The sequence below is a fragment of the Pseudomonas lundensis genome, from assembly GCF_001042985.1.
Classification (GTDB): domain Bacteria; phylum Pseudomonadota; class Gammaproteobacteria; order Pseudomonadales; family Pseudomonadaceae; genus Aquipseudomonas; species Aquipseudomonas lundensis.
In genome coordinates this window covers 44264-67094 of sequence record NZ_JYKY01000006.1, presented here as the reverse complement: position 1 = coordinate 67094, position 22831 = coordinate 44264, and the positions used below count along the sequence as shown (strand labels likewise).

The 22831-nt window shown below is 62.2% G+C and carries 25 protein-coding genes and 1 pseudogene; 13 read left to right on the top strand and 13 right to left on the bottom strand.

The window, feature by feature from the left end; genetic code table 11:
- Positions 1-3 precede the first annotated feature (3 nt).
- The 10 genes from ccmA to TU74_RS06880 all read left to right on the top strand — a co-directional run bounded on the left by ccmA (position 4) and on the right by TU74_RS06880 (position 7444).
- Positions 4-639 (top strand): cytochrome c biogenesis heme-transporting ATPase CcmA, encoded by a 636-nt coding sequence (ccmA, locus tag TU74_RS06925; RefSeq protein ID WP_047276198.1) that lies wholly within the window; start codon positions 4-6, stop codon positions 637-639.
- Positions 636-1304, top strand: a complete 669-nt coding sequence (gene ccmB / locus TU74_RS06920; RefSeq protein ID WP_047275893.1) for a heme exporter protein CcmB — start codon at positions 636-638, stop codon at positions 1302-1304. Before ccmA ends, ccmB begins: the two co-directional genes overlap by 4 nt.
- An 85-nt stretch (positions 1305-1389) precedes the next feature.
- Complete coding sequence (locus tag TU74_RS06915; protein ID WP_169835769.1) at positions 1390-2148, top strand: heme ABC transporter permease; 759 nt, start codon at positions 1390-1392, stop codon at positions 2146-2148.
- A complete protein-coding gene (gene ccmD, locus TU74_RS06910; protein WP_047275889.1) occupies positions 2145-2321 on the top strand; it encodes a heme exporter protein CcmD in 177 nt (58 codons plus the stop codon). Before TU74_RS06915 ends, ccmD begins: the two co-directional genes overlap by 4 nt.
- Positions 2318-2776: a cytochrome c maturation protein CcmE gene (gene ccmE, locus TU74_RS06905; protein WP_047275887.1), complete on the top strand. Its 459-nt coding sequence runs from the start codon at positions 2318-2320 to the stop codon at positions 2774-2776. The genes ccmD and ccmE overlap by 4 nt, the downstream gene beginning before the upstream one ends.
- The gene (locus TU74_RS06900; protein WP_048375721.1) at positions 2776-4764 is read left to right on the top strand and encodes a heme lyase CcmF/NrfE family subunit; all 1989 of its coding nucleotides are present in this window, start codon (positions 2776-2778) and stop codon (positions 4762-4764) included. Before ccmE ends, TU74_RS06900 begins: the two co-directional genes overlap by 1 nt.
- Entirely contained in the window at positions 4761-5297 is a 537-nt protein-coding gene (locus TU74_RS06895) for a DsbE family thiol:disulfide interchange protein (protein ID WP_047280876.1), read from the top strand. Before TU74_RS06900 ends, TU74_RS06895 begins: the two co-directional genes overlap by 4 nt.
- On the top strand, positions 5294-5767 hold the full coding sequence (locus tag TU74_RS06890) for a cytochrome c-type biogenesis protein (protein ID WP_047276186.1): 474 nt from the start codon (positions 5294-5296) through the stop codon (positions 5765-5767). Before TU74_RS06895 ends, TU74_RS06890 begins: the two co-directional genes overlap by 4 nt.
- Complete coding sequence (gene ccmI, locus TU74_RS06885) at positions 5760-6962, top strand: c-type cytochrome biogenesis protein CcmI (protein WP_047275879.1); 1203 nt, start codon at positions 5760-5762, stop codon at positions 6960-6962. Before TU74_RS06890 ends, ccmI begins: the two co-directional genes overlap by 8 nt.
- An 83-nt stretch (positions 6963-7045) precedes the next feature.
- A complete protein-coding gene (locus TU74_RS06880) occupies positions 7046-7444 on the top strand; it encodes a hypothetical protein (protein ID WP_047294477.1) in 399 nt (132 codons plus the stop codon).
- A 42-nt stretch (positions 7445-7486) separates the two neighbouring features.
- On the opposite strand, the gene TU74_RS06875 is transcribed toward TU74_RS06880, so the two are convergent.
- Complete coding sequence (locus TU74_RS06875; RefSeq protein ID WP_048375719.1) at positions 7487-8209, bottom strand: SDR family oxidoreductase; 723 nt, start codon at positions 8207-8209, stop codon at positions 7487-7489.
- Between the two features lie 138 nt (positions 8210-8347).
- Between TU74_RS06875 and TU74_RS06870 the strand changes: the two genes are divergently transcribed.
- A complete protein-coding gene (locus TU74_RS06870) occupies positions 8348-9190 on the top strand; it encodes a PhzF family phenazine biosynthesis protein (RefSeq protein WP_048375717.1) in 843 nt (280 codons plus the stop codon).
- Positions 9191-9218: 28 nt separating this feature from the next.
- On the opposite strand, the gene TU74_RS06865 is transcribed toward TU74_RS06870, so the two are convergent.
- The 7 genes from TU74_RS06865 to gcl all read right to left on the bottom strand — a co-directional run bounded on the left by TU74_RS06865 (position 9219) and on the right by gcl (position 17826).
- Entirely contained in the window at positions 9219-11156 is a 1938-nt protein-coding gene (locus tag TU74_RS06865; RefSeq protein WP_048375716.1) for a DNA topoisomerase III, read from the bottom strand.
- Positions 11157-11286: 130 nt separating this feature from the next.
- Complete coding sequence (locus tag TU74_RS06860; protein ID WP_048375714.1) at positions 11287-12288, bottom strand: sulfate ABC transporter substrate-binding protein; 1002 nt, start codon at positions 12286-12288, stop codon at positions 11287-11289.
- Positions 12289-12380: 92 nt separating this feature from the next.
- Positions 12381-13202 (bottom strand): ion transporter, encoded by an 822-nt coding sequence (locus TU74_RS06855; RefSeq protein ID WP_047294469.1) that lies wholly within the window; start codon positions 13200-13202, stop codon positions 12381-12383.
- A 39-nt stretch (positions 13203-13241) separates the two neighbouring features.
- On the bottom strand, positions 13242-14141 hold the full coding sequence (locus TU74_RS06850; RefSeq protein ID WP_048375712.1) for an urea transporter: 900 nt from the start codon (positions 14139-14141) through the stop codon (positions 13242-13244).
- 72 nt (positions 14142-14213) lie between these two features.
- A complete protein-coding gene (locus TU74_RS06845) occupies positions 14214-15104 on the bottom strand; it encodes a 2-hydroxy-3-oxopropionate reductase (protein WP_048375710.1) in 891 nt (296 codons plus the stop codon).
- A gap of 107 nt (positions 15105-15211) precedes the next feature.
- Entirely contained in the window at positions 15212-15994 is a 783-nt protein-coding gene (hyi, locus tag TU74_RS06840; RefSeq protein WP_048375708.1) for a hydroxypyruvate isomerase, read from the bottom strand.
- A gap of 56 nt (positions 15995-16050) precedes the next feature.
- The gene (gcl, locus tag TU74_RS06835) at positions 16051-17826 is read right to left on the bottom strand and encodes a glyoxylate carboligase (RefSeq protein ID WP_047275860.1); all 1776 of its coding nucleotides are present in this window, start codon (positions 17824-17826) and stop codon (positions 16051-16053) included.
- Positions 17827-18093: 267 nt separating this feature from the next.
- Between gcl and TU74_RS06830 the strand changes: the two genes are divergently transcribed.
- Positions 18094-18534: a GlcG/HbpS family heme-binding protein gene (locus tag TU74_RS06830; RefSeq protein ID WP_047275858.1), complete on the top strand. Its 441-nt coding sequence runs from the start codon at positions 18094-18096 to the stop codon at positions 18532-18534.
- A 50-nt stretch (positions 18535-18584) separates the two neighbouring features.
- Here the strand turns inward: TU74_RS06830 and TU74_RS06825 are convergent, their stop codons facing one another.
- Positions 18585-19190: a TetR/AcrR family transcriptional regulator gene (locus TU74_RS06825; protein WP_048375706.1), complete on the bottom strand. Its 606-nt coding sequence runs from the start codon at positions 19188-19190 to the stop codon at positions 18585-18587.
- A gap of 132 nt (positions 19191-19322) precedes the next feature.
- On the opposite strand from TU74_RS06825, the gene TU74_RS06820 reads away from it, so the two are divergent.
- Positions 19323-20264, top strand: coding sequence for a DUF808 domain-containing protein (locus TU74_RS06820; RefSeq protein ID WP_048375705.1), 942 nt, complete (start codon positions 19323-19325; stop codon positions 20262-20264).
- 3 nt (positions 20265-20267) lie between these two features.
- Here the strand turns inward: TU74_RS06820 and TU74_RS25050 are convergent, their stop codons facing one another.
- The 4 genes and pseudogenes from TU74_RS25050 to TU74_RS06810 all read right to left on the bottom strand — a co-directional run bounded on the left by TU74_RS25050 (position 20268) and on the right by TU74_RS06810 (position 22707).
- Positions 20268-20630, bottom strand: coding sequence for a CZB domain-containing protein (locus TU74_RS25050; protein WP_262380802.1), 363 nt, complete (start codon positions 20628-20630; stop codon positions 20268-20270).
- A gap of 33 nt (positions 20631-20663) precedes the next feature.
- Positions 20664-20939 (bottom strand): annotated as a pseudogene (locus tag TU74_RS25045) (methyl-accepting chemotaxis protein); the annotation flags it as partial.
- A 252-nt stretch (positions 20940-21191) separates the two neighbouring features.
- Positions 21192-21347: a hypothetical protein gene (locus TU74_RS24105; RefSeq protein WP_157315141.1), complete on the bottom strand. Its 156-nt coding sequence runs from the start codon at positions 21345-21347 to the stop codon at positions 21192-21194.
- Positions 21348-21501: 154 nt separating this feature from the next.
- Positions 21502-22707, bottom strand: a complete 1206-nt coding sequence (locus TU74_RS06810; RefSeq protein ID WP_048375702.1) for an MFS transporter — start codon at positions 22705-22707, stop codon at positions 21502-21504.
- Positions 22708-22831 lie beyond the last annotated feature (124 nt).

Sequence of the window (22831 nt, the reverse complement as noted above, 5' to 3'; positions counted from 1 at the left end):
TACGTGACCAGCCCTCTTCTAGAAGCCGTAGCGCTCGCCTGTGAGCGTGACTGGCGGATGTTGTTCGAAGACCTCGAATTGCGTCTGGCCAGCGGTGACATGTTGCAAATCAGCGGCCCCAACGGCAGCGGCAAAACCAGCCTGCTGCGTTTGTTGGCCGGATTGATGCAACCGACGGCGGGTGAAATTCGCCTCAATGGCCAGCCCTTGAGCGGCCAGCGCACTGAGCTGGCCAGCAACCTGCTGTGGATCGGGCATGCCGCCGGGATCAAAGACCTGCTGACGGCCGAAGAGAACCTCAGCTGGCTGTGTGCCTTGCATCGCCCGGCCTCGCGCGAGGCCATCTGGGCCGCGTTGGCTGCCGTGGGCCTCAAAGGCTTCGAGGACGTGCCGTGCCACACGTTGTCGGCCGGTCAACAACGCCGCGTCGCCCTGGCGCGCTTGCACCTCGACAGCCCGCCGCTGTGGATCCTCGACGAACCCTTTACCGCGCTCGACAAGCAAGGCGTCGCCCAGCTTGAAGAGCACCTGGCCCGGCATTGTGAGCAGGGCGGCATGGTGGTGCTGACCACGCACCACACCCTGACCCGCCTGCCTGCCGGGTATCGCGACATTGATTTGGGGCGTTGGGCCGTATGAGTGTGTTTGCCGTGCTGGTGGCGCGTGAAGCGCGTTTGTTGTTCCGTCGTCCGGCCGAGCTGGCCAACCCGCTGGTGTTCTTCGCGATCGTGATTGCGATGTTCCCGTTGGCGGTCGGACCCGAGACTCAATTGTTGCAAACCTTGTCTCCGGGGCTGCTCTGGGTGGCGGCCCTTTTAGCGGTCCTGCTCTCGCTGGACGGGCTTTTCCGCAGTGATTTCGAAGACGGATCGCTGGAACAGTGGGTCCTTTCGTCGCACCCCCTTGCTCTACTGGTGTTGGCCAAAGTACTGGCACACTGGGCGTTTTCCGGGCTGGCGCTGGTGATCCTGTCACCCGTGCTGGCCTTGATGCTGGGGTTGCCGGTGGCGTGTCTGCCGGTATTGCTGATGTCGTTGTTGCTTGGCACGCCGGTACTGAGTTTGCTCGGTGCCGTCGGCGCTGCACTGACGGTGGGTCTCAAGCGCGGCGGCCTGTTGCTCGCCTTGTTGATCCTGCCCCTCTATATCCCGGTGCTGATTCTGGGCAGTGGCGCCTTGCAGGCGGCGCTCCAGGGGATGCCCGCGACCGGTTACTTGCTGTGGCTGGGCAGCCTGACGGCCCTGGCAGTAACCCTGACACCGTTTGCGATAGCGGCCGGCCTGAAAATCAGCGTCGGCGAATAATGAGGTCTGGCCATTAATTGGCCAGTAAAGACCCTGGCTGGCATGGCACTCAACCTGTCGTGACCGGCACCGTGATGGAAACAGCGTGATGAACTGGACTTGGTTTCACAAACTCGGCTCGCCCAAATGGTTTTATGCCATCAGCGGCCGCCTGCTGCCCTGGTTGAGCATCGCCGCCGTGCTGCTGATCGTGGGCGGGGTGGTGTGGGGGCTGGCCTTCGCGCCACCGGACTACCAGCAAGGCAACAGCTTTCGCATCATCTACATCCACGTGCCCGCCGCGATGCTGGCCCAGTCCTGCTACGTGATGCTGGCGGTCTGCGGCGTGGTGGGGCTGGTGTGGAAGATGAAGATTGCCGACGTCGCGTTGCAGGCCGCCGCCCCGGTGGGCGCGTGGATGACCGCGGTGGCGCTGGTGACCGGCGCCGTCTGGGGCAAGCCGACGTGGGGCTCGTGGTGGGTGTGGGATGCACGCCTGACCTCGATGCTGATCCTGCTGTTTCTGTATTTCGGCCTGATTGCCCTGGGCAATGCCATCACCAATCGCGACAGCGCGGCCAAGGCCTGCGCCGTGCTGGCAATTGTCGGTGTGATCAATATCCCGATCATCAAATACTCGGTGGAGTGGTGGAACACCCTGCACCAGGGCGCGACCTTCACCCTGACCGAAAAACCGGCGATGCCCGTGGAAATGTGGCTGCCACTGCTGCTGACAGTGGTGGGGTTTTATTGTTTCTTTGGCGCCGTGGTCCTGCTGCGCATGCGCCTGGAGGTGCTCAAGCGCGAAGCCCGCACCCGTTGGGCCAAGGATGAAGTGTTGAAAGCGCTGGAGGGTTCACGATGAGTTTTGCTTCTGTTGGCGACTTCATCGCCATGGGCCATCACGGTGTGTATGTCTGGACGTCCTATGGCATTTGCCTGGCGGTACTGGTGTTGAACGTGGCGTTGCCGATCCTGGCGCGTCGGCGTTATTTGCAACAAGAGGCGCGTCGTTTGCGCCGGGAGAACGCGAAGTGAATCCGCTGCGTAAAAAACGTTTGATCATCATTCTGGCGATTCTGGTCGGTGTCGGCGCTGCGGTGGCCCTGGCCTTGAGCGCCTTGCAGCAGAACATCAACCTGTTCTACACCCCGACCCAGATTGCCAACGGCGAAGCCCCGCTGGACACGCGCATTCGCGCAGGCGGCATGGTGCAGGACGGCTCGCTGAAACGCTCCGGCGACTCGCTGGACGTCGAATTCGTGGTCACCGATTTCAATAAGTCGGTGACCATTCAATACCGCGGCATCCTGCCGGACCTGTTCCGCGAAGGGCAGGGCATCGTGGCGCTGGGCAAGCTCAATGCTCAGGGTGTGGTGGTGGCCGATGAAGTACTGGCCAAACACGATGAAAAATACATGCCGCCTGAAGTGACCAAGGCGTTGAACGAAAGCGGTCAATCCGCGCCTGCAGCGGCCAACGAGGTTAAGTGATGACGTTCGGACTGTTTATTCCGGAATTGGGCCAGTTGGCCATGATTCTGGCGCTGTGCATTGCCATCGTTCAGGCCATCGTGCCGTTGCTCGGGGCATGGCGGGGCGACAAATTGTGGATGAGCCTGGCGCAACCGGCGGCCTGGGGCCAGTTCGCCTTTTTGCTGTTTGCCTTTGGCTGCCTGACCTGGTCGTTCATGGCCGATGATTTCTCGGTCGCTTACGTGGCCAGCAACTCCAACAGCGCGCTGCCGTGGTACTACAAGTTCAGCGCGGTGTGGGGTGCCCACGAGGGTTCGTTGCTGTTGTGGGCAATGATTCTCGGTGGCTGGACCTTCGCCGTGTCGATCTTCTCGCGCCAGTTGCCGCAGGTGATGCTGGCGCGGGTGCTGTCGATCATGGGCATGATCAGCGTCGGCTTCTTGCTGTTCCTGATCCTGACTTCCAACCCGTTCACCCGCTTGCTGCCGCAAATGCCGGCCAACGGCAATGACCTCAACCCGCTGTTGCAAGACATCGGCCTGATCGTGCACCCGCCGATGCTGTACATGGGCTACGTGGGCTTTTCGGTGGCCTTCGCCTTCGCCATTGCGGCGTTGCTGGGCGGGCGGCTGGATGCGGCCTGGGCGCGCTGGTCGCGGCCGTGGACCATTGTGGCGTGGGCATTCCTGGGCATCGGCATCACGCTGGGTTCGTGGTGGGCTTATTACGAGCTTGGCTGGGGCGGCTGGTGGTTCTGGGACCCGGTGGAAAACGCGTCCTTCATGCCTTGGCTGGTGGGCACGGCGCTGATTCACTCGTTGGCCGTGACCGAAAAACGCGGCGTGTTCAAAAGCTGGACCGTGTTGCTGGCCATTGCGGCTTTCTCGTTGAGCCTGCTGGGCACCTTCCTGGTGCGTTCGGGCGTGCTGACCTCGGTTCACGCGTTCGCCTCGGACCCTGAGCGTGGCGTGTTCATCCTGATTTTCCTGCTGTTCGTGGTGGGTGGCTCGCTGACGCTGTTTGCCTTGCGGGCGCCGGTGGTCAAGAGCCAAGTGGGCTTTAACCTGTGGTCGCGTGAAACGCTGCTGCTGGGCAATAACCTGATTCTGGTGGTGGCTGCGTCGATGATTCTGTTGGGCACCTTGTACCCGATGGTGCTCGATGCCCTGACCGGCGCCAAGATGTCGGTGGGCCCACCGTATTTTGATGCGCTGTTCATCCCGTTGATGGCCGTGTTGATGGTGGTGATGGCGGTGGGCGTGCTGGTGCGCTGGAAAGACACGCCGGTCAAGTGGCTGCTGGGCATGCTGACCCCGGTGTTGCTGGGCAGCGCCGCGTTGTCGGCGATTGCCAGTGTGGCCTATGGCGATTTCAACTGGGCCGTCATGACCACCTTTATGTTGGCCTCGTGGGTGCTGTTGGCCGGGGTGCGCGACATTGGCGACAAAACCCGTCACAAAGGGCTGTTCAAAGGCCTGCGCAGCCTGACCCGCAGCTATTGGGGCATGCAGATTGCGCACCTGGGCATCGCCGTTTGCGCGCTCGGCGTGGTGTTGTCGAGCCAGAACAGTGCCGAGCGCGACCTGCGCCTGGCGCCGGGTGAGTCCATGGAGCTGGGCGGCTATCACTTCATTTTTGAAGGTGCCCAGCACTATCAGGGCCCCAACTTCACGTCGGACAAAGGCACCGTGCGCGTGGTGCGCAACGGCAAGGAAATCAGCGTTTTGCACCCGGAAAAACGCCTGTACACCGTGCAGTCGTCGATGATGACCGAGGCCGGTATCGACGCCGGGTTTACGCGCGATCTGTACGTGGCGCTGGGCGAGCCGCTGGGTGATGGCGCCTGGGCCGTGCGGGTGCACGTCAAACCGTTTGTGCGCTGGATCTGGCTGGGCGGTTTGCTCACCGGGTTTGGCGGGTTGCTGGCGGCGCTGGACCGTCGTTATCGGGTCAAGGTGAAAAGCCGCGTGCGTGAAGCGCTGGGCATGACAGGAGCCACCGCATGAGACGCTGGTTGATGCTGATTCCGCTGGCCATCTTTTTGGCCATGGCGGGCTTTCTGTACAAAGGGCTGTACCTGGACCCCACCGAGCTGCCGTCGGCCATGATCGGCAAGCCGTTCCCGGCGTTTAGCCTGCCCTCGGTCGACGGTGGCACCCCCCTGACCGAGGCCGACCTCAAGGGCAAACCGGCGCTGGTCAACGTGTGGGCCACGTGGTGCATTTCGTGCCGCGTCGAGCACCCGGTGCTGACCAAACTGGCCGCGCAGGGCGTGGTGATCCATGGGGTCAACTACAAGGACGTCAACGCCGATGCGCAAAAGTGGCTCAAGGAATTCCACAACCCGTATCAACTGGACATTAACGACGAAGCCGGTTCGCTGGGCCTGAACCTGGGCGTGTACGGCGCGCCAGAAACCTTTCTGATCGACAGCCAGGGCATCATTCGGCACAAGTTCGTCGGCGTGATCGACGAAACCGTGTGGCGCGAACAACTGGCGGGCAAATACCAGGCGCTGGTCGACGAGGCCCAACCATGAAGCGCTGGTTAACCGCCCTGGTGTTTGGCCTGACCCTGACCGGCGTGGCCCAGGCGGCCATCGACACCTACGAGTTCAAGAACGACGCCGAGCGTGACCGTTTTCGTGAACTGACCAAAGAGCTGCGTTGCCCCAAGTGCCAGAATCAGGACATTGCCGATTCCAATGCACCGATTGCCACCGACCTGCGGCGCGAGATTTTCCGCATGCTGGGCGAGGGCAAGGACAACCAGCAAATCATCGACTTCATGGTCGACCGCTACGGCGATTTCGTGCGTTACAAACCGGCCCTGACCGGCAAGACCGCGATCCTGTGGTTCGGGCCGCTGGTCTTGCTGGTGGGCGGGTTTGTGGTCATCGGCGTGATCGTGGGCCGCCGTCGCACGCAGCGCGCCACCCGCACGGACACCCTTTCTGCCGAGGAGCGTCAGCGCCTCGACACTTTGCTGGATAAAACCAAAGATGATTGATTTCTGGCTTGCAGCCGGTTTGCTGCTACTGATCGCCCTCAGCTTTATCTTGATCCCTGTGCTGCGCGCCCGGCGCGCCCAGCGTGAAGAAGACCGCACGGCACTCAACGTCGCGCTGTACCAGGAGCGTGTGGCCGAGTTGCAGGCGCAGCGCGATGAAGGCGTGTTGACCGATGCGCAACTGGAGGCCGGACGCGCCGAAGCGGCGCGTGAACTGCTGGCCGACACCGAAGGCGCGGCGCCAGCGCGGGTATCGAGCCTGGGCAAAGTGGTGCCTCTGCTGGCCGCGTTCATGGTGCCGGTGCTGGGCGTGGCGCTGTACTTGCACTATGGCGCCAGCGACAAAGTCGAACTGACCCGCGAATTCGCCCAGCCGCCGCAGTCCCTTGACGAGATGGTGGCCCGCCTGGAGCGCGCCGCCGTGGCTCAGCCCGAATCCGCCGAAGGCTTGTATTTCCTGGGTCGCGCCTACATGGCGCAAAACCGTCCGGCCGATGCGGCCAAGGTCTTCGAGCGCACGGTCGCGGTGGCCGGTCGTCAGCCCGAGCTGCTGGGGCAGTGGGCCCAGGCGCAGTACTTTGCCGACAACAAGCAGTGGAGTGACAAGACCCAGGCGTTGACCGACGAGGCGCTCAAGGCTGACCCCAAAGAGGTCACCAGCCTCGGCCTGCTGGGTATCGCGGCCTTCGAAGCCAAGCGCTATCAGGAGGCCATTGGCTACTGGCAGCGGCTGATGAACGAACTGCCTGAAGGCGATGCGTCCCGCGCCGCCCTCGAAGGCGGTATTCAGAAGGCCCGCGAGCAACTGCAGGCCAATGGCGAGCGCGTCGAAACAGCGCCGGTGGCCGCGACCGAGGCGTCGATCAAGGTCAGCGTGGACCTGGCCGACGCGGTAAAAGCCCGCGTGTTGCCCACCGACAGCGTGTTCATTTTCGCCCGCGCCGTGACCGGGCCGCCGGCGCCATTGGCCGTCAAGCGGGTGACGGTGGCCGACCTGCCGATCACCGTCGAGCTGGGTGACCGCGACGCGATGATGCCGCAATTGAAACTGTCGAACTTTCCTGAAGTCCAACTGGTTGCGCGCGTCTCTCGTGCTGGCCAACCGACAGCAGGCGAATGGGCCGGGCGCAGCCAACCGCTGTCCAGCCGCACTACTGCGCTGCAACAGCTGATCATCGACAGCCCGGACAAGTAGCCGGTCAACACCGCCCCTGCAGGCGCGCTTGCATTGCCAGACAAGCGCGCCTGCAGGGGTAACTCACGATAAGAGAAACCCGTATGAGTCCGCTTGCACGCATCACCTTGCTCAGTTTCGCCTTAGGCCTGAGCGCCTGTGCGGTCCATCAACCTTCGGATCAGCCGTCACCGACCCCGCCTGAGCACGTGCCGCAACCGTCGTCGCCTGCTGGCAAACCGTTGCCCGACATGCCGATTCCCAAGCCGCCAAAACCGCTGCCGCGGACCTCGGCCACCTTTGCGCCGCCACCGGGCGGGCCCAGCCATTGGGATGCACGTCTGGGGGTGTATGTGTTGGACGCTCAGCCCGACACCTTTTACCGCCAGCGCACGTATTACCGCTGGAACAACGGTTGGAGCCGTGCGGTCAGCCCGAACGGGCCGTGGGAAGAGACCGACATCAGCGGCGTGCCGCCGGGGTTGAGCCGGCAGTTCAAATAAGTTAAACGGCGACCCGCGGGTCGCCGTTTTTTTTGCGCGTCGTTAATACGCGGCTTTGCCCACCGAGGCGCCGCCATCCACGAACAACGTCTGGCCGGTGATGTAAGCGCTGTGTTCGGACAGCAGGAACGCAATCGCCGAGGCGATCTCGTGCGGCTGGCCCAAACGCGCCATGGGCACCCCGGCCAGATACCGGGCTTCACCTTCAGAGCCCGGCGGGTTGTTGGCGCGGAACAGCTCGGTTTCGGTCGGCCCGGGCGCCACGGCGTTGACCGTGATCCCGGTTTGCGCCAGTTCCAGCGCCCAAGAGCGGGTGAAACTGACCAAGGCCGCTTTGGCCGCCGCATAGGCGGTGCGCTGTGCAATGCCCAGTACGGTCAAGCTGGAAATATTCACGATGCGTCCCCAGCCCCGGTGGCGCATGCCGGGCAGCAGGGCTTGGGTGGCTTGCAACGCCGAATGCAGATTGACCCGCATCACGTCGTCGAACGCATCCAGGTCAATCTCGCCCAGTGCTTGCGGGCGCACCAGCCCGACATTGTTGACCAGCCCGTCAAACGCAAAGCGCTCGCTCAACTCGCCCAGTACGTGTGCGCTGCGCTGGCGATCGGCCAGGTCCAGCGCCACCAGCGTGCCGGGGAAGGTGGGGTCGTCGGCATTTCGCGCAATGCCAACGACGGTGTGGCCTGCTTCTGACAGATAAGTCGCCAGCGCGCGTCCGATTCCTTTACTGGCGCCGGTGATGAGAAAAGTCCGTGCGGTCATGGTGTGCTCCGGTGTGAAAACGGGCAGGGATAATACCTTGTCACGGCGTGCGCGAGATTCTATGTTGCGGGCTACCCGACCCAGCGCCAGTGCCGCGTACCGTCCTGACGGGCAGGGTCATTGACAGGAGTGATGTGTGTGAGCCAGTTCCAATTCAAACAAGTGGATGTGTTCAGTCGGGTGGCGCTCAAGGGCAATCCGGTGGCGGTGGTGCTCAATGCCGATGGCCTGAGCGATGCGCAGATGGCGGACTTTGCGCGCTGGACCAACCTCAGTGAAACCACGTTCGTGCTCAGGCCGCAGGACCCGCAGGCCGATTATCGTTTGCGCATCTTTACCACCCTGCGCGAATTACCCTTTGCCGGGCACCCGACGTTGGGCAGTTGCCATGCCTGGCTAGAAGCCGGGGGGCAGCCAAAAGGCCGGGAAGTCATTCAGGAGTGTGGCGCGGGTCTGATCACGATTCGGCGCGACGCTGAACAACTGGCGTTCAAGGCGCCGCCTTTGGTGCGCAGCGGGCCTGTGGAAGAGGCGCTGATACAGCGCATCTGTGCGGGTTTGCGGATTGAACCGCAGGCGGTGGTCCGCGCGAGCTGGGTCGACAACGGGCCGGGGTGGGTGGCGGTGATGCTGCGCGATCGGGCGCAGGTGCTGGCGCTGGAGCCCGACTACCCGCAACTGCTGGGCCTGGCGCTGGGGGTGGTTGCGCCGTGGGACAGTGCGAAGGATGGCGATGACGCGCACTTTGAAGTGCGCGCGTTCATCGCCGGGGATGGCATGCAGGAAGACCCGGTCACCGGCAGCCTGAATGCTGGTCTGGCGCAATGGCTGATGGCGCAAGGCCTGGCACCGGCGCGTTATACGGTGAGTCAGGGCACGGCCATGGGCCGGGCCGGGCGCGTCGCCATCGAACGTGTGGGGGACGATATTTGGGTGGGCGGCGCGGCGGTGACCTGTCTCTCGGGTCACCTGACGCTGTAAGGCCTCGGCTTGCTGCGCCGTTGCCCGCTCAGGCCCCTTTTGCTTTAACCGCGCGTTTGGCCTTGGGTTTACTGGCGGGCGCCTTGCGTTTTTTCTTCCACGCGGGGGCGACCCCGGCCGGGCTGGCCGGGCCGCGAATGGTCATTTGCAGGCCGCTGCAACGTTCGATGTGCTTGCTCATCCAAGCGGCCTGTTTGGCGACGAAGATGTCGAGGGTCATGTCGCCGCTTTGCACCATGTCCAGCGCTTGTTCCCAGATCGCCGTGGTGCCGGGGTCGGCAATGGCGCGGGGCACGGCGTCGATCAGGCTGAAGGCCGCGGGCGTGGCCGCCAGCGCCTTGCCGTTTTTGTTCAGATAACCGCGGTCCAGCAAGCCCTGAATGATCCCGGCGCGGGTGGCTTCGGTGCCAATGCCGGTGGTGTCCTTGAGTTTTTGTTTGAGCAGCGGGTCCTGGACCCATTTGGCGACGTTTTTCATGGCCTTGATCAAGTCGCCCTCGGTGAACGGCTTGGGCGGCTGGGTCCACAAGTCTTTAAGCAGGACGTTCGCCACCGCACACTCGAGGCCTTCGTGCAGGCGCGGCAGCGGCTGCGGTGCGGGGGCTTCACGGCCCTTGGCCGGGGCCAGGGCTTCGGGCAGGGCGCGCTTCCAGCCCGGCTCGATGATCTGCTTGCCCACCGCGCGCAGGGCCTGCCCCGCACAGTCGAAATCGGCTTGGGTGCGGTCGTATTCATGGTTGGGCAGGAACTGCGCCAGGTAACGCGCGCGAATCAGGGTATAGACGGCCCGCTGCTTGCCGCTCAGGCGTTCTAGGTTTTTCGCGGCCGCCGTGGGGATGATGCCGTGGTGGGCGCTGACCTTGGCGTCATTCCACGCCCGTGAACGGCGTTGCGGGTCCAGAAAGCCTGCCAGCGGTTGCAAGGCCGGATCCGCCTGCTGCAAGGCACCGAGAATTGAGGCGGCTTCGGCGTGCTGGCTTTGCGGCAGGTAGCCGCAGTCGCTGCGCGGGTAGGTGATGACTTTGTAGGTTTCATACAGTGACTGGGCGATGTCGAGGGTTTCCTGGGCGCCCAGCCCCAATTTCTTGGAACACACTTCCTGCAGCGTGCCGAGGTCGAACGGCAGGGGCGCGACGTCGCGCAGGCGCTCGGTGCGCAGGGTGATGACCCGTGCGTGGCGGGCGTTTTGCATCGCCGTGGCGGCGTGCTGCGCGTGGGCCTGATTCAGGCAGCGGTCCTGATCGTCACAGGTGTCCGGGTCGGCGCGCCACTGGGCGGTAAACACTTGCCCATCATGGCTGAGTTGCACATCGATGGCCCAATAGGCCACAGGGATGAAATCGCTGATGCTGCGGTCGCGATCCACCACCAGGCGCAAGGTCGGGGTCTGCACCCGGCCTACGGGCAGCACGCCTTGATAGCCCGACTTGCGCCCGAGCAGGGTAAACAGGCGGCTCATGTTCATGCCGATCAGCCAGTTGGCCCGCGAACGCCCCAAGGCTGCGTGGTACAGGTTGAAAGTGTCGGCGCCGGGCTTGAGCGCGGCCAGTGCCTTGCGAATCGAGGCGTCGTCCAGTGCCGACAACCACAGGCGCTGGATCGGCCCGCGATAACGGCAGTGTTCGACCAGCTCGCGGGCAATCATTTCGCCTTCACGGTCGGCATCGGTGGCGATCACCAGTTCACGGGCTTCGCCCAGCAGGCGTTTGACGGCCTTGTACTGGCTGGCGGTTTTGGGTTTGACGCGCATCTTCCACTGCTGCGGCACGATGGGCAGGTCGGCCAGGACCCAGCGTTTGTAGCGCTCGTCGTAGGCGTCGGGCGGGGCGGTTTCGAGCAAATGACCGATGCACCAGGTGACAGTGGCATTGGGCCCCACCCAGCAGCCATCACCGCGACGGCTGGCACCGAGCACGGCCGCAATATCTTTGGCCTGGGAGGGTTTTTCACACAAAAACAGCCGCATCGTTTCACTCGTTCATGCTGCGCAGAAGGTGCACAGCATGGCAGAGATTGAAATCGGGGCAACTGTTTTTACTGTGTTTATGTACAGGTTAAGGGTGCAGTCAGCGCCTGCACCGGTGACGCGGGGGTGTTTATTGACCTGAGTACACCTGGTCAAACACGCCGCCGTCATTGAAATAGATTTTTTGCACCTCGCGCCAGTCGCCGAAGGTTTTCTCAACCGACAGGAAGTCAACGTTCGGGAAGCGGTCGCTGTACTTGGCCAGAATCTGCGGGTCGCGCGGGCGCAGGTAGTTTTTGGCGGCGATTTCCTGGCCTTCAGGCGACCACAAATACTTCAAGTAGGCTTCAGCCACCTCACGCGTGCCTTTTTTGTCGACCACTTTGTCGACCACGGTCACCGGCGGCTCAGCTTCGGCCGAGACGCTGGGGTAGATCACCTCGAACTGGTCGCGACCAAATTCGCGGGCGATCATTTCCGCTTCGTTCTCAAAGGTCACCAGCACGTCGCCGATCTGGTTGGTCATGAAGGTCGTGGTGGCTGCGCGGCCGCCGGTGTCCAGCACAGGCACGTGGCCGAACAGATTGCCGACAAAATCTCTCGCCTTAGTTTCGTCACCGCCGTTTTTCAGCACATAGCCCCAAGCGGACAAGAACGTGTAACGGCCATTGCCCGAGGTTTTCGGGTTCGGCACGATTACTTGCACGCCATCCTTGACCAGGTCTGGCCAGTCTTTCAGGGCTTTCGGGTTGCCTTTGCGCACGATGAACACCGTGGCCGAGGTGAAGGGCGCGCTGTTGTTCGGCAGGCGGGTGACCCAATTCTCAGGCACCAGTTTGCCGTTATCGGCCAGGGCATTGATGTCGGTGGCCATGTTCATGGTGATGACGTCCGCGGGCAGCCCGTCGATCACCGAGCGCGCCTGTTTGCTGGAGCCGCCGAACGACATTTGCACCGTTTGCTTTGCGTCGTGCTCTGCTTCCCAATGTTTCTGGAATGCCGGGTTGTAGTCTTTGTAGAAGTCGCGCATGACGTCGTACGACACGTTCAGTAGCGGCTTGGGAGCGGCGTGGGCAACGCCCATAAAGGCCAGGCTGGCGGCGAGGACAGAGGCGCTAAAAAGGTTTTTCACTGCTCATTCCTTGTTGGAGGGGCATATGGGGCAATTTGCCAGCGACTATAGCCGCTGACGCTTAGTGCTTAAAAGATTAAAAAAGCCTTTGCTTATGCATTTTTTGTGAAAAGCGCGTTACCACAGCGAGAACAAAACGACGCCGAGGGTTCATGGCGTTCTTTTTTGCACGTGGGGCAGTTGTGTTTGAGCTGTTCGCCGCGCATGGCGTTGGCCAGTTCGGCGGTGAAGATCCCGGTGGGCACGGCGATGATCGAATAACCGGTGATCATCACCATGGCCGAGATGATTTGCCCGAACGGGGTCTTCGGCACGATATCGCCGAAGCCCACTGTGGTCAGGGTGACGATGGCCCAGTAGATGCTCACCGGGATGCTGGTAAAGCCGTTTTCCGGCCCTTCGACCACGTACATCAGGGTGCCAAACACGGTCACCAGCGTGGACACGCTGACCAGAAACACGATGATCTTTTGTTTGCTGCCGCGCAGTGCCGAGAGCAGGTAGTTGGCCTGACTCAAGTAGGGCACCAGCTTGAGCACCCGAAAGATTCGCAGCATGCGGATGATGCGAATAATCAGCAGGTACTGCGCATCGCTGTAATAGATCGCCAGAATCCCCGGCACGATGGCCAGTAAATCCACCAGCCCGTAAAAGCTGAAGGCGTAGCGCAGGGGTTTGGGCGAGCAATACAGGCGCAGGCCGTATTCCACGGCGAACACAAAGGTGAAGCCCCACTCGATGTAGGCCAGCAGGTTGGCGTAATCGCGGTGGATGCTGTCGATACTGTCGAGGATCACCACCACCAGGCTGCAGAGGATGATCAGCAGGAGCGTGGTGTCGAAACGGCGCCCGGCGGGGGTGTCGGCCTGAAAGACCATCACGTAGAGCCGCTGGCGCCAGTCGTTGTTATTCATGTACGAAGCTCGAATCTCAAAGGTAAGAAGATTCGGGGATTAGCGCTCAATGCGCAACCGGGATTGCACACTGGATGGTGTTAACAGGCGCACGCTGGCCAGTACCAACCAGCTGCTCAGGATGAAGGGCGCCGTCAGGGCAGGCAGCCCGAGCGCGCTAAAGCCGGGTGTGAGCATCAACGCCAGCAGGATGCCCGCCAGTGGCTGCCAGGGGTGGCGTGTGCGTTGGCACAATGCCAACGCGGCCAGTGCCGCGTTATACCCGCCCAGCCCGCTGAGCGCGGTGGCCGGGTCGTGCTGCAAGAGGCTGAACCCCACGCCCGCCAGCGCACCCGTCAATGCCCACAGCGCAGCGCGTCGGCTGCTCAGCCACAGGCCGCTGACGATCAACAGCCCCGCCAGCGGTGATTGCAACAACATGACTTGGCCGATGCCCGTCAACAGCCCTTGCGCCAGCGTAAGGCCGTTGAGTTCGGGGGTGGACCAGGCGGAGGCTGGCGGTGCAGGGTTGAAACTGAGCAACAGCCAGCCCAGCCCGACAAAGGGCGCGGTGTAAGCCATCAGGGTGTTGCCGTTGCTGGCGCGCTTGAGCCATTGGTGAACCAGCATGGTGCTCAGCCCGGCGCTGGCAATGATCAGCAGCGGCAACATGGCTGACCACGGTAACTGATGGCTCAGCAGCAACCCCAGCAACACGCCGTTGTAGCTGTAAAGCCCGGCCTGGCGTTCAGCTTTGGGGTAACCGCGCCGTTGTGCGGTTAACAGGCCGCTGACCCCGCCAAGCAGCGCGCCCCCCAAGAGTGAAGGCGCGCTGACGAGAATGGCCAGCAGGCACAGCACCCCGCACAGCGGATGACGTTGCAGGAAAATCTGGCTGAAACCGTTGCACAGGGCCGTCGCCCAATCCGGGCAAGGCTGGCTGAATGAGGGGGCGTGCATGGTGACGACACACTTGAGAAGGGGATGAGGTGTGCAGCCGCCGCGCGGGGCGGGCGGCGGCTACAGGTGCGGTTACTGCTCGCGAATCGAGAAGTTGGCCATGTGTTCCAGGCCTTTGATCAGCGCCGAGTGGTCCCAGTTGCTGCCACCGATGGCGGCGCAGGTGCTGAACACTTGCTGCGCATTGGCGGTGTTGGGCAGGTTGATGCCCAGCTCGCGGGCGCCCGCCAGGGCCAGGTTGAGGTCCTTCTGGTGCAGGCTGATGCGGAAGCCCGGGTCGAAGGTGCCTTTGATCATGCGCTCGCCGTGGACTTCAAGGATTTTGGAGGACGCAAACCCGCCCATCAGTGCCTCACGGACCTTGGCCGGATCTGCGCCGTTCTTGGCAGCAAACACCAGCGCTTCAGCCACCGCCTGAATGTTCAGGGCGACGATGATCTGGTTGGCCACTTTGGCGGTCTGGCCGTCGCCATTGCCGCCCACCAGGGTGATGTTCTTGCCCATGTTTTGCAGCAGCGGCAGGGCGCGCTGGAAAGTTGATTCCTCGCCGCCGACCATGATGCTCAGGGTGCCAGCCTTGGCCCCGACTTCACCGCCAGAGACGGGTGCATCGAGGTAGTACGCGCCTTTGGCGGTGATTTTTTCAGCGAAGGCCTTGGTCGCGGTAGGCGAGATCGAACTCATGTCGATCACCACTTTGTTCGGGCTCAGGCCGGCCGCGATCCCGTCTTCGCGAAACAGCACGTCTTCGACCTGCGGGGTGTCCGGCACCATGACGATGATGAACTCGGCTTCCTGCGCCACTTCTTTCGGGCTGGCCAGGGCGATAGCGCCTGCGGCGACCAGGTCGGCGGGTGCCGCGCCGTGGTGGGTCGACAGGAACAGGCTGTGACCCGCCTTTTGCAGGTTGCTGGCCATGGGCGAACCCATGATGCCGGTGCCGATAAATCCGATTTTAGCCATGACAAATCCTCTTGTTTTTATGGGGTAAACAGCCGTAGACGTGGCTGAAGGCGGCGAAGGGTGGCGCGCCAGCCCGTGATCTCGAAACCCGGACGCGGGTGACGGCCTTAGACCGCGTTATGCGTCTTGAGCCAGCCCAGACCGGCTTCGGTGCTGCTCAGTGGCTTGTACTCACAGCCGACCCAGCCTTGGTAGCCGATGCGATCAAGGTGGTCGAACAGGAAGCGGTAGTTGATTTCGCCGGTGCCCGGTTCGTGACGGCCGGGGTTATCGGCCAACTGGATGTGGTTGATCTGCGGCAGGTGCGTTTGCATCGTGCGCGCCAGGTCACCTTCCATGATTTGCATGTGGTAGATGTCGTATTGCAGGAACAGGTTGGCGCTGCCGACCTTCTCCTGAATGGCCAGCGCCTGACGCGTGTTGTTGAGGTAGAAACCGGGGATGTCGCGGGTGTTGATGGCTTCCATCACCAGCTTGATGCCCACCGCTTGCAGCTTGTCGGCGGCGTATTTGAGGTTGCTGACGAAGGTTTTCTCAACCAGCGCGTCGTCGATGCCTTGGGGGCGAATGCCCGCCAGGCAGTTGATCTGATCGTTGCCCAGCACTTGGGCGTAGGCGATGGCCAGATCCACCCCGGCGCGAAACTCTTCGACACGGTCCGGCAGGCAGGCAATCCCGCGCTCGCCCTTGGCCCAGTCGCCGGCTGGCAGGTTGAACAGCACTTGGGTCAGTTTGTTGGCATCGAGTTGGGCCTTGATTTCGGCAGAGCTGTAGTCGTACGGAAACAGGTATTCAACGCCGTGGAAACCAGCATTGGCAGCCGCTTGAAAACGGACAAGAAAATCCTGTTCGGTGAACAGCATGGACAGGTTGGCGGCAAAACGCGGCATGGTGGACTCCTGCAATGTGTGTGTCCCCTCTCCCGGAGAGAGGGGCAGGCTTAACGTTAATCGAGCATCGAGATGGCAGTCGGGGCGTCGTTGCCCACCAGCGCCAGGTCTTCGAACTCGTTCACAGCGTTGATTTCGGTGCCCATGGAAATATTGGTCACGCGTTCGAGAATAATCTCAACCACCACCGGGACACGGAACTCTTTGATCATTTCTTGCGCCTGGCGCAGCGCCGGCTGGATCTGGCTTGGCTCGAACACGCGCAGAGCCTTGCAACCCAGGCCTTCGGCCACGGCCACATGGTCGACGCCGTAACCGTTGAGTTCCGGTGCGTTGAGGTTGTCGAACGACAGCTGCACGCAGTAATCCATTTCAAAGCCACGCTGTGCCTGACGGATCAAACCCAGGTACGAGTTGTTCACCACCACGTGGATGTACGGCAGGTTGAACTGCGCGCCCACGGCCAGCTCTTCGATCATGAACTGGAAGTCGTAGTCGCCGGAGAGCGCCACCACGTTGCGGTTCGGATCGGCCTTGACCACGCCCAGTGCAGCCGGAATGGTCCAGCCCAGCGGACCGGCCTGGCCGCAGTTGATCCAGTGCCGTGGCTTGTACACGTGCAGGAATTGCGCACCGGCAATCTGCGACAAACCGATCGTGCTGACGTAGCACGTGTCTTTGCCGAACACCTGGTTCATCTCTTCGTACACGCGTTGCGGCTTGACCGGTACGTTGTCGAAGTGGGTCTTGCGGTGCAGGGTGGCTTTGCGTTGTTGGCAGTCTTGCAGCCAGGCGCTGCGGTTTTTCAGTTTGCCGGCGGCTTTCCACTCGCGGGCCACTTCAAGGAACACCTTCAGGGCAGAACCGGCGTCGGACACAATGCCCAGGTCCGGGGTGAAGACGCGCCCGATTTGCGTCGGCTCGATGTCCACGTGAATGAAGCGGCGGCCTTCGGTGTAGACCTCGACCGAACCGGTGTGGCGGTTAGCCCAGCGGTTGCCGATGCCCAGTACCACGTCGGACTTGAGCAGGGTGGCGTTGCCGTAGCGGTGCGAGGTTTGCAGACCGACCATGCCCACCATCAGCGGGTGATCGTCGGCAATCGTGCCCCAGCCCATCAGGGTCGGAATCACCGGGATGCCGGTCAGTTCAGCGAACTCCACCAGCAGGTCGCTGGCGTCGGCATTGATCACGCCGCCGCCGCTGACCAGCAGCGGGCGCTCGGCCTGGTCGAGCATGGCCAGGGCCTTTTCGGCCTGAACGCGGGTGGCGCTGGGCTTGGCCAGCGGCAGCGGTTCGTAGGCGTCGATGTCGAACTCGATCTCGGCCATTTGCACATCAAACGGCAGGTCGATCAGCACCGGGCCGGGGCGCCCGGAGCGCATTTCGTAAAAGGCTTTCTGGAAGGCATAAGGCACCTGGCCCGGTTCCAGCACGGTGGTTGCCCACTTGGTCACGGGTTTGACGATGCTGGTGATGTCGACAGCCTGGAAGTCTTCTTTGTGCATGCGGGCGCGGGGGGCCTGACCGGTGATGCACAAAATCGGGATCGAATCGGCCGAGGCGCTGTACAGGCCGGTGACCATGTCCGTGCCCGCAGGGCCTGAGGTGCCGATGCACACGCCGATGTTGCCGGCCTTGGTGCGGGTGTAACCCTCGGCCATGTGCGAGGCGCCTTCCACGTGGCGAGCAAGTACGTGATCGATGCCGCCGACCTTTTGCAGGGCCGAGTACAGCGGATTGATGGCGGCGCCCGGGATACCGAATGCGGTATCGACACCTTCGCGACGCATCACCAGAACGGCAGCTTCGATTGCTCTCATTTTGCTCATTGCTTTGTGCCTCTTACGTTTTGTAATTGTATACAAGTGGCTGTGGGCTGAGTGTATTCATCCGCCCCTGTGCAGGTCAATGGCTTTTGTTCAATCAATCGTTGGAAGACCGGAAGCCCTGTATTAGGCAGGTTTACGGTATTTGAAGAAATGCGCGTTTAAATGATTGTATACAAGATGAATATTTATTGTGTTCTATTGAGGCTGTCGAGACGTCTCCCAAGACGCCCTAAAGGCTTTCCAATAACAAGACGAAGGACGGCAACCATGAGTGCGTTAACTTTGAAACTGGCGTTAAACCTGGCCAGCCAGGCCCTTGCGGCCGGGCGTCAGATCGCGGCTGCGCCGCTGGCGGTGGCGGTGCTCGATGGCGGCGGGCATCTGGTGGCGTTGCAGCGCGAAGACGGTGCAAGCCTGCTGCGCCCCAGCATTGCCATCGGCAAAGCCTGGGGCGCCATTGCATTGGGCAAAGGTTCGCGCCTGCTGGCGCTGGATGCACAGCAGCGGCCTGCGTTTTTTGCAGCACTCAATGGCATGGGCACCAGTGACGTTGTCCCGGCGCCGGGGGGCGTGTTGATACGCGATGCGAGCGGGCAGGTGATTGGCGCGATGGGGATCAGCGGCGATACCTCGGACATTGATGAACAATGCGCGATCAGCGCCATCGAAGCACAAGGCTTGCGAGCCGATGCCGGGGTGGTGGTCTGATCGGTAGCGGGTAGTCGCTGCCTGCGCCAGCGACTACGGTGTGTGCGGGGTCAGTCGGGCGTACAGCCTTTGAGCACCAGGCGAATGATGGTCCGGGTCGCCGCCTCGTAGTCGTTGTCGTCGAGTTTGGCTTTGCCGGTGATGGCGGAAATCTGCCAGTCGAAGTCGGCGTAGGTCTGGGTCGCGGCCCAGATGCTGAACATCAGGTGATGCGGGTCGATGGGGGCAATCTGGCCCCGGTCGATCCACACCTGGATGCATTCGATGTTGTGTTTGGCCTGGGCATTGAGCAACTCGACCTGTGTTTCACTCAGGTGCGGCGCGCCGTGCATGATTTCGCTGGCGAACACCTTGGAAGCAAACGGCAGGTCGCGCGAGATCATGATTTTCGAGCGGATGTAATGGCTCAGGACTTCGTTCGGTTCGCCGTCGGCATTGAACGGGGTCGAGGCCCGCAGAATCGGGTCGATGATGCTTTCGAGCACCTCGCGGTAGAGGTTCTCTTTGGATTTGAAGTAGTAATACACATTGGGCTTGGGCACGCCGGCCTTGGCCGCGATGTCGCTGGTTTTGCTGGCGGCGAAACCCTTGTCAGCGAACTCTTCGCTGGCGGCGCGCAAAATCAGCTCTTTATTACGTTCGCGGATGCTGCTCATAAACCCGTATTTCCTTGCCTGCTGGGGCGGTCGGGCATGGTAGCACCGTGCTTGCAAGCGGCTCAAGATTGCCGCCTGGGGGCTGGCACGCGCTATGCTTGACGTCATTCAATCCACAAGGAACCGACACCCATGGCAGGCAGCAGTTTGCTGATGTTGCTCGACGACATCGCCGCCGTACTCGATGACGTTGCGCTGATGACAAAAATGGCCGCCAAAAAGACCGCCGGGGTGCTGGGCGATGACTTGGCATTGAACGCGCAACAGGTCTCCGGTGTGCGGGCCGAACGTGAATTACCGGTGGTGTGGGCAGTGGCCAAGGGCTCGTTTCGCAACAAGCTGATTCTGGTGCCCGCCGCGCTGGCCATCAGCGCGTTTGCGCCGTGGGCGGTCACGCCGCTGTTGATGGTGGGCGGCGCCTATTTGTGTTTCGAGGGCTTCGAAAAGCTTGCGCACAAATTCCTGCACAGTAAGGACGACGATCACCAGGCGCGCGCGGCCTTGTCTGACGCCGTGGCCAACCCCGAGGTGGACCTGGCGGCGTTCGAGAAAGACAAAATCAAGGGCGCGATACGCACCGACTTCATCCTCTCGGCGGAAATCATCGCAATCACGTTGGGCACCGTGGCGGATGCGCCGCTGATGCAGCAAGTGGTGGTGTTGTCCGGGATTGCCATTGTGATGACGGTCGGGGTGTATGGCGTGGTGGCCGGCATCGTTAAGATGGACGACGGCGGTTTGTACCTGACCCAAAAAACCGGTGAAGGCACCTGGCCGAGCTTTCAGCGCCGTTTCGGCCAAGGGGTGTTGAATGCCGCGCCGTACATGATGAAAGCGCTGACGGTGATTGGTACGGCCGCGATGTTCATGGTCGGTGGCGGGATTTTGGTACACGGGGTGCCGCTGTTGCATCACTGGGTTGAGAGCGTGGCCCTGAGCAGTGCGCCGTTTGTAGGCCCGCTGTCGGTCATCGTACCGACCGTGCTCAACGCCGTGGCCGGCATCATTGCCGGCGCGGTGGTGTTGGCGGGTGTGATGGCGGGCAGCTCACTGTGGCGCGCCATCAAGGGGTGAGGGTCAGTGGCTGAGGTTGTCGAGCAGGGCGCTGACGTTAAGGCTGGCGCTTTCCATGTCGTTGATCTCCAGCAGGACCTGGCTCCAGTTTTTCTCCTGAGCCGCGTGCAGGGCCTTGTGCGCGGTTTCATGCACGATCCGGTGCGGCTCGTTGAGCTGCTGGAAGTCGCGGTTGTCGCCATAGCGCGCCTGGGTTTCAGGCGCCAGGTACCATTTGCCGAGGCGGCAGGTGGTGTGGGTCGACAGGTTCAGGTTCTCGTCCTGCTTGAACAGGCGTTGATAGACCATCAACTTGAACAGCAAGTGATCGAGCTTCACCGACTCGCAGAACGAGCGCAGGGCGATGCCTTCAATCAACTGCCCCATGTGTTCGCCGAGGGTCATCATCTCGTCGAGGGTTTGGGCCGAGCGCGACACATCGCCTGACAACCGCGACGCTTCCTCCGACAGCACGCCAATGGCGGTGCTCGCGGCTTCGGTCTCCTGGTTGATGCTCGCAACCAATTGGCTGATTTCGTGGGTGGCGCCATGGGTGCGTTGGGCCAGTGCGCGCACTTCGTCAGCCACCACGGCAAAGCCGCGACCCTGTTCGCCCGCGCGCGCCGCTTCAATGGCGGCATTGAGGGCCAGCAGGTTGGTCTGGTCGGACACGGCCTTGATCAGCTCGACGATGCGGCTGATTTCTCCGACCCGTTGGCGCAGAACGCCCACGCTGTCGACACTGCTGACCCCCTGACCGGCCATGTGCCCCAGCGAACTGGAAAAGCCGGCCAGCAGGGCCGAGGTTTGCGCAAACACATTGCTGTTATCGCGCAGGTGAACGACTTCTCCTTGCAGGCTTTCGGCCTGGGCAACCACGCCATCGCGGGTCTTTTGCAAGGATTCGTCAAAGCGCTCCAGCTTGCTGTGCAAGTCTTGTTGGTAGCGTTAGTAGTGTGCCAGCACGAGCTGCTGGTCGCGGTCTTGAGTGACCTGTGCACGCAGGGTTTGAACCTCCTGTTCAAGGGCCTGTTTGTCCTGCTCTAACGCATTTAGCTGCGTTTCAAGGTTGGCGCAGCGTTGGCGCCATCGGCGATTGAACATCCGTTTGTACTCCCGAGGCTTGAGACAGAGCGTCTGGTTAAAAAATACAGCACCCTCTGTATCGGCCGTTTACGGGTAAACCTAATAGCCACATAAAAACAGTGGCTTTGCTGGGTGGCCGTGCCGCCTCAGGGGCAGGCACGCAGGTTATGTATCAGGCGAAGCGGGCACCACGGGGCAGGGTGCTGTGGCTGAGCAAGCGATAGCCCAGCGCGGCGAACAGCAACACGGCGCTTCCCGCACCCAGCGACACCCGGAACCCGGCTTGCGCGCCATAGGCGTCAATCATCCAGCCACCCAGCACGGCGCCCAGCGCCACACCGATGCCGAGCCCGGTGATCATCCACGTCAGGCCCTCAGTGAGTTTGGCGGCCGGGACGATGTTTTCCACCAACCCCATGGCCGTGATCAGCGTCGGCGCGAAGAACAACCCGGCGACAAACATGGCGACCGCCAGGGTGGCGATGCTGCTGACCCACATCAGGGGCACCACGGTAATGGCGGTGGCCAGGGCGCCGATCAGGAACTGTTTGGGCAGCGGCATCTTCAGTTTGAGCGTGCCGAAAACCAGTCCTACCACACAGGAGCCCAAGGCATAGACCGATAGCACGACACTGGCGGCTGCCGGCTGGCCCTGTTGTTGGGCGAAGGCGACGCTGACCACGTCCACGGTGCCGACAATGGTGCCCATGCCCAGCAGCACCATCAGCAGAATCACCACGGCGCCCTGGCGCAGCACGGTGCCTGCGTGTTCGGGGCTGCGCGGGTGAACCGGCGGCTCGGTGCTGCGCTGCAACACAAAGGTGGTCACGCCGATGGCCAGCAGCAGGGCGGCGGCCAACGGCCCGGCCTGGGGGAATACGGCGACGCAGAGGCCCACGGAAATCGGCGGCCCAATGATGAAACTCACTTCGTCGAGCACCGACTCCAGCGAAAAGGCCGTGTGCAGTTTGGGCGAGCCGCGGTACAGCTCGGTCCAGCGCGCCCGCACCATGGCCGGCATGCTGGGGATGAAGCCCGACAGGGCGGCAAACACGAACAGCGTCCAGTCGGGCGTGCCCAGGTGGCTGCACAGCAACAGGGCCAGCAGCGAACTGACGCCCAGCGCGGTGACGCCGGGCAACACGCGGCGCTGACCATAGCGGTCTACCCAGCGGGAAATTTGCGGGGCGATCAACGCCATGGCCAGGGCGAACGTTGCGGCCACAGCGCCCGCCAGCCAATACGACCCGCGCAATTGCGCCAGCAACGTGATGATGCCGATCCCGGTCATGGAAATCGGCATGCGTGCGATCAGGCCCGCGGCGCAAAAGGCCAGGCTGCCGGGGGCGCGGAAAATCTCGCGATAAGGGTTTGCCATACACGCTCCGAAACAAAAGTGAGCCGCGTGTTCCTGCGCGCGCTGCCTCACGCAGCGGCACTGTCGGGGATCTGACATACGCGGCGTATGCAGAAATATACGCATACGTGGCGTATGTCAATTA

Excerpts from the sequence above, each read along its gene's own strand:
- hyi (WP_048375708.1), bottom strand. The coding sequence starts at position 15,994 with ATGCCGCGTTTTGCCGCCAACCTGTCCATGCTGTTCACCGAACAGGAT.
- TU74_RS06880 (WP_047294477.1), top strand. The coding sequence starts at position 7,046 with ATGAGTCCGCTTGCACGCATCACCTTGCTCAGTTTCGCCTTAGGCCTG.
- gcl (WP_047275860.1), bottom strand. The coding sequence starts at position 17,826 with ATGAGCAAAATGAGAGCAATCGAAGCTGCCGTTCTGGTGATGCGTCGC.
- TU74_RS06845 (WP_048375710.1), bottom strand. The coding sequence starts at position 15,104 with ATGGCTAAAATCGGATTTATCGGCACCGGCATCATGGGTTCGCCCATG.
- ccmD (WP_047275889.1), top strand. The coding sequence starts at position 2,145 with ATGAGTTTTGCTTCTGTTGGCGACTTCATCGCCATGGGCCATCACGGT.
- TU74_RS06825 (WP_048375706.1), bottom strand. The coding sequence starts at position 19,190 with ATGAGCAGCATCCGCGAACGTAATAAAGAGCTGATTTTGCGCGCCGCC.
- TU74_RS06830 (WP_047275858.1), top strand. The coding sequence starts at position 18,094 with ATGAGTGCGTTAACTTTGAAACTGGCGTTAAACCTGGCCAGCCAGGCC.
- TU74_RS24105 (WP_157315141.1), bottom strand. The coding sequence starts at position 21,347 with ATGTTCAATCGCCGATGGCGCCAACGCTGCGCCAACCTTGAAACGCAG.
- TU74_RS06865 (WP_048375716.1), bottom strand. The coding sequence starts at position 11,156 with ATGCGGCTGTTTTTGTGTGAAAAACCCTCCCAGGCCAAAGATATTGCG.
- TU74_RS25050 (WP_262380802.1), bottom strand. The coding sequence starts at position 20,630 with ATGGGGCAGTTGATTGAAGGCATCGCCCTGCGCTCGTTCTGCGAGTCG.
- TU74_RS06895 (WP_047280876.1), top strand. The coding sequence starts at position 4,761 with ATGAGACGCTGGTTGATGCTGATTCCGCTGGCCATCTTTTTGGCCATG.
- ccmB (WP_047275893.1), top strand. The coding sequence starts at position 636 with ATGAGTGTGTTTGCCGTGCTGGTGGCGCGTGAAGCGCGTTTGTTGTTC.
- TU74_RS06855 (WP_047294469.1), bottom strand. The coding sequence starts at position 13,202 with ATGAATAACAACGACTGGCGCCAGCGGCTCTACGTGATGGTCTTTCAG.
- TU74_RS06875 (WP_048375719.1), bottom strand. The coding sequence starts at position 8,209 with ATGACCGCACGGACTTTTCTCATCACCGGCGCCAGTAAAGGAATCGGA.
- ccmI (WP_047275879.1), top strand. The coding sequence starts at position 5,760 with ATGATTGATTTCTGGCTTGCAGCCGGTTTGCTGCTACTGATCGCCCTC.
- TU74_RS06890 (WP_047276186.1), top strand. The coding sequence starts at position 5,294 with ATGAAGCGCTGGTTAACCGCCCTGGTGTTTGGCCTGACCCTGACCGGC.
- TU74_RS06820 (WP_048375705.1), top strand. The coding sequence starts at position 19,323 with ATGGCAGGCAGCAGTTTGCTGATGTTGCTCGACGACATCGCCGCCGTA.
- TU74_RS06900 (WP_048375721.1), top strand. The coding sequence starts at position 2,776 with ATGACGTTCGGACTGTTTATTCCGGAATTGGGCCAGTTGGCCATGATT.
- TU74_RS06850 (WP_048375712.1), bottom strand. The coding sequence starts at position 14,141 with ATGCACGCCCCCTCATTCAGCCAGCCTTGCCCGGATTGGGCGACGGCC.
- TU74_RS06810 (WP_048375702.1), bottom strand. The coding sequence starts at position 22,707 with ATGGCAAACCCTTATCGCGAGATTTTCCGCGCCCCCGGCAGCCTGGCC.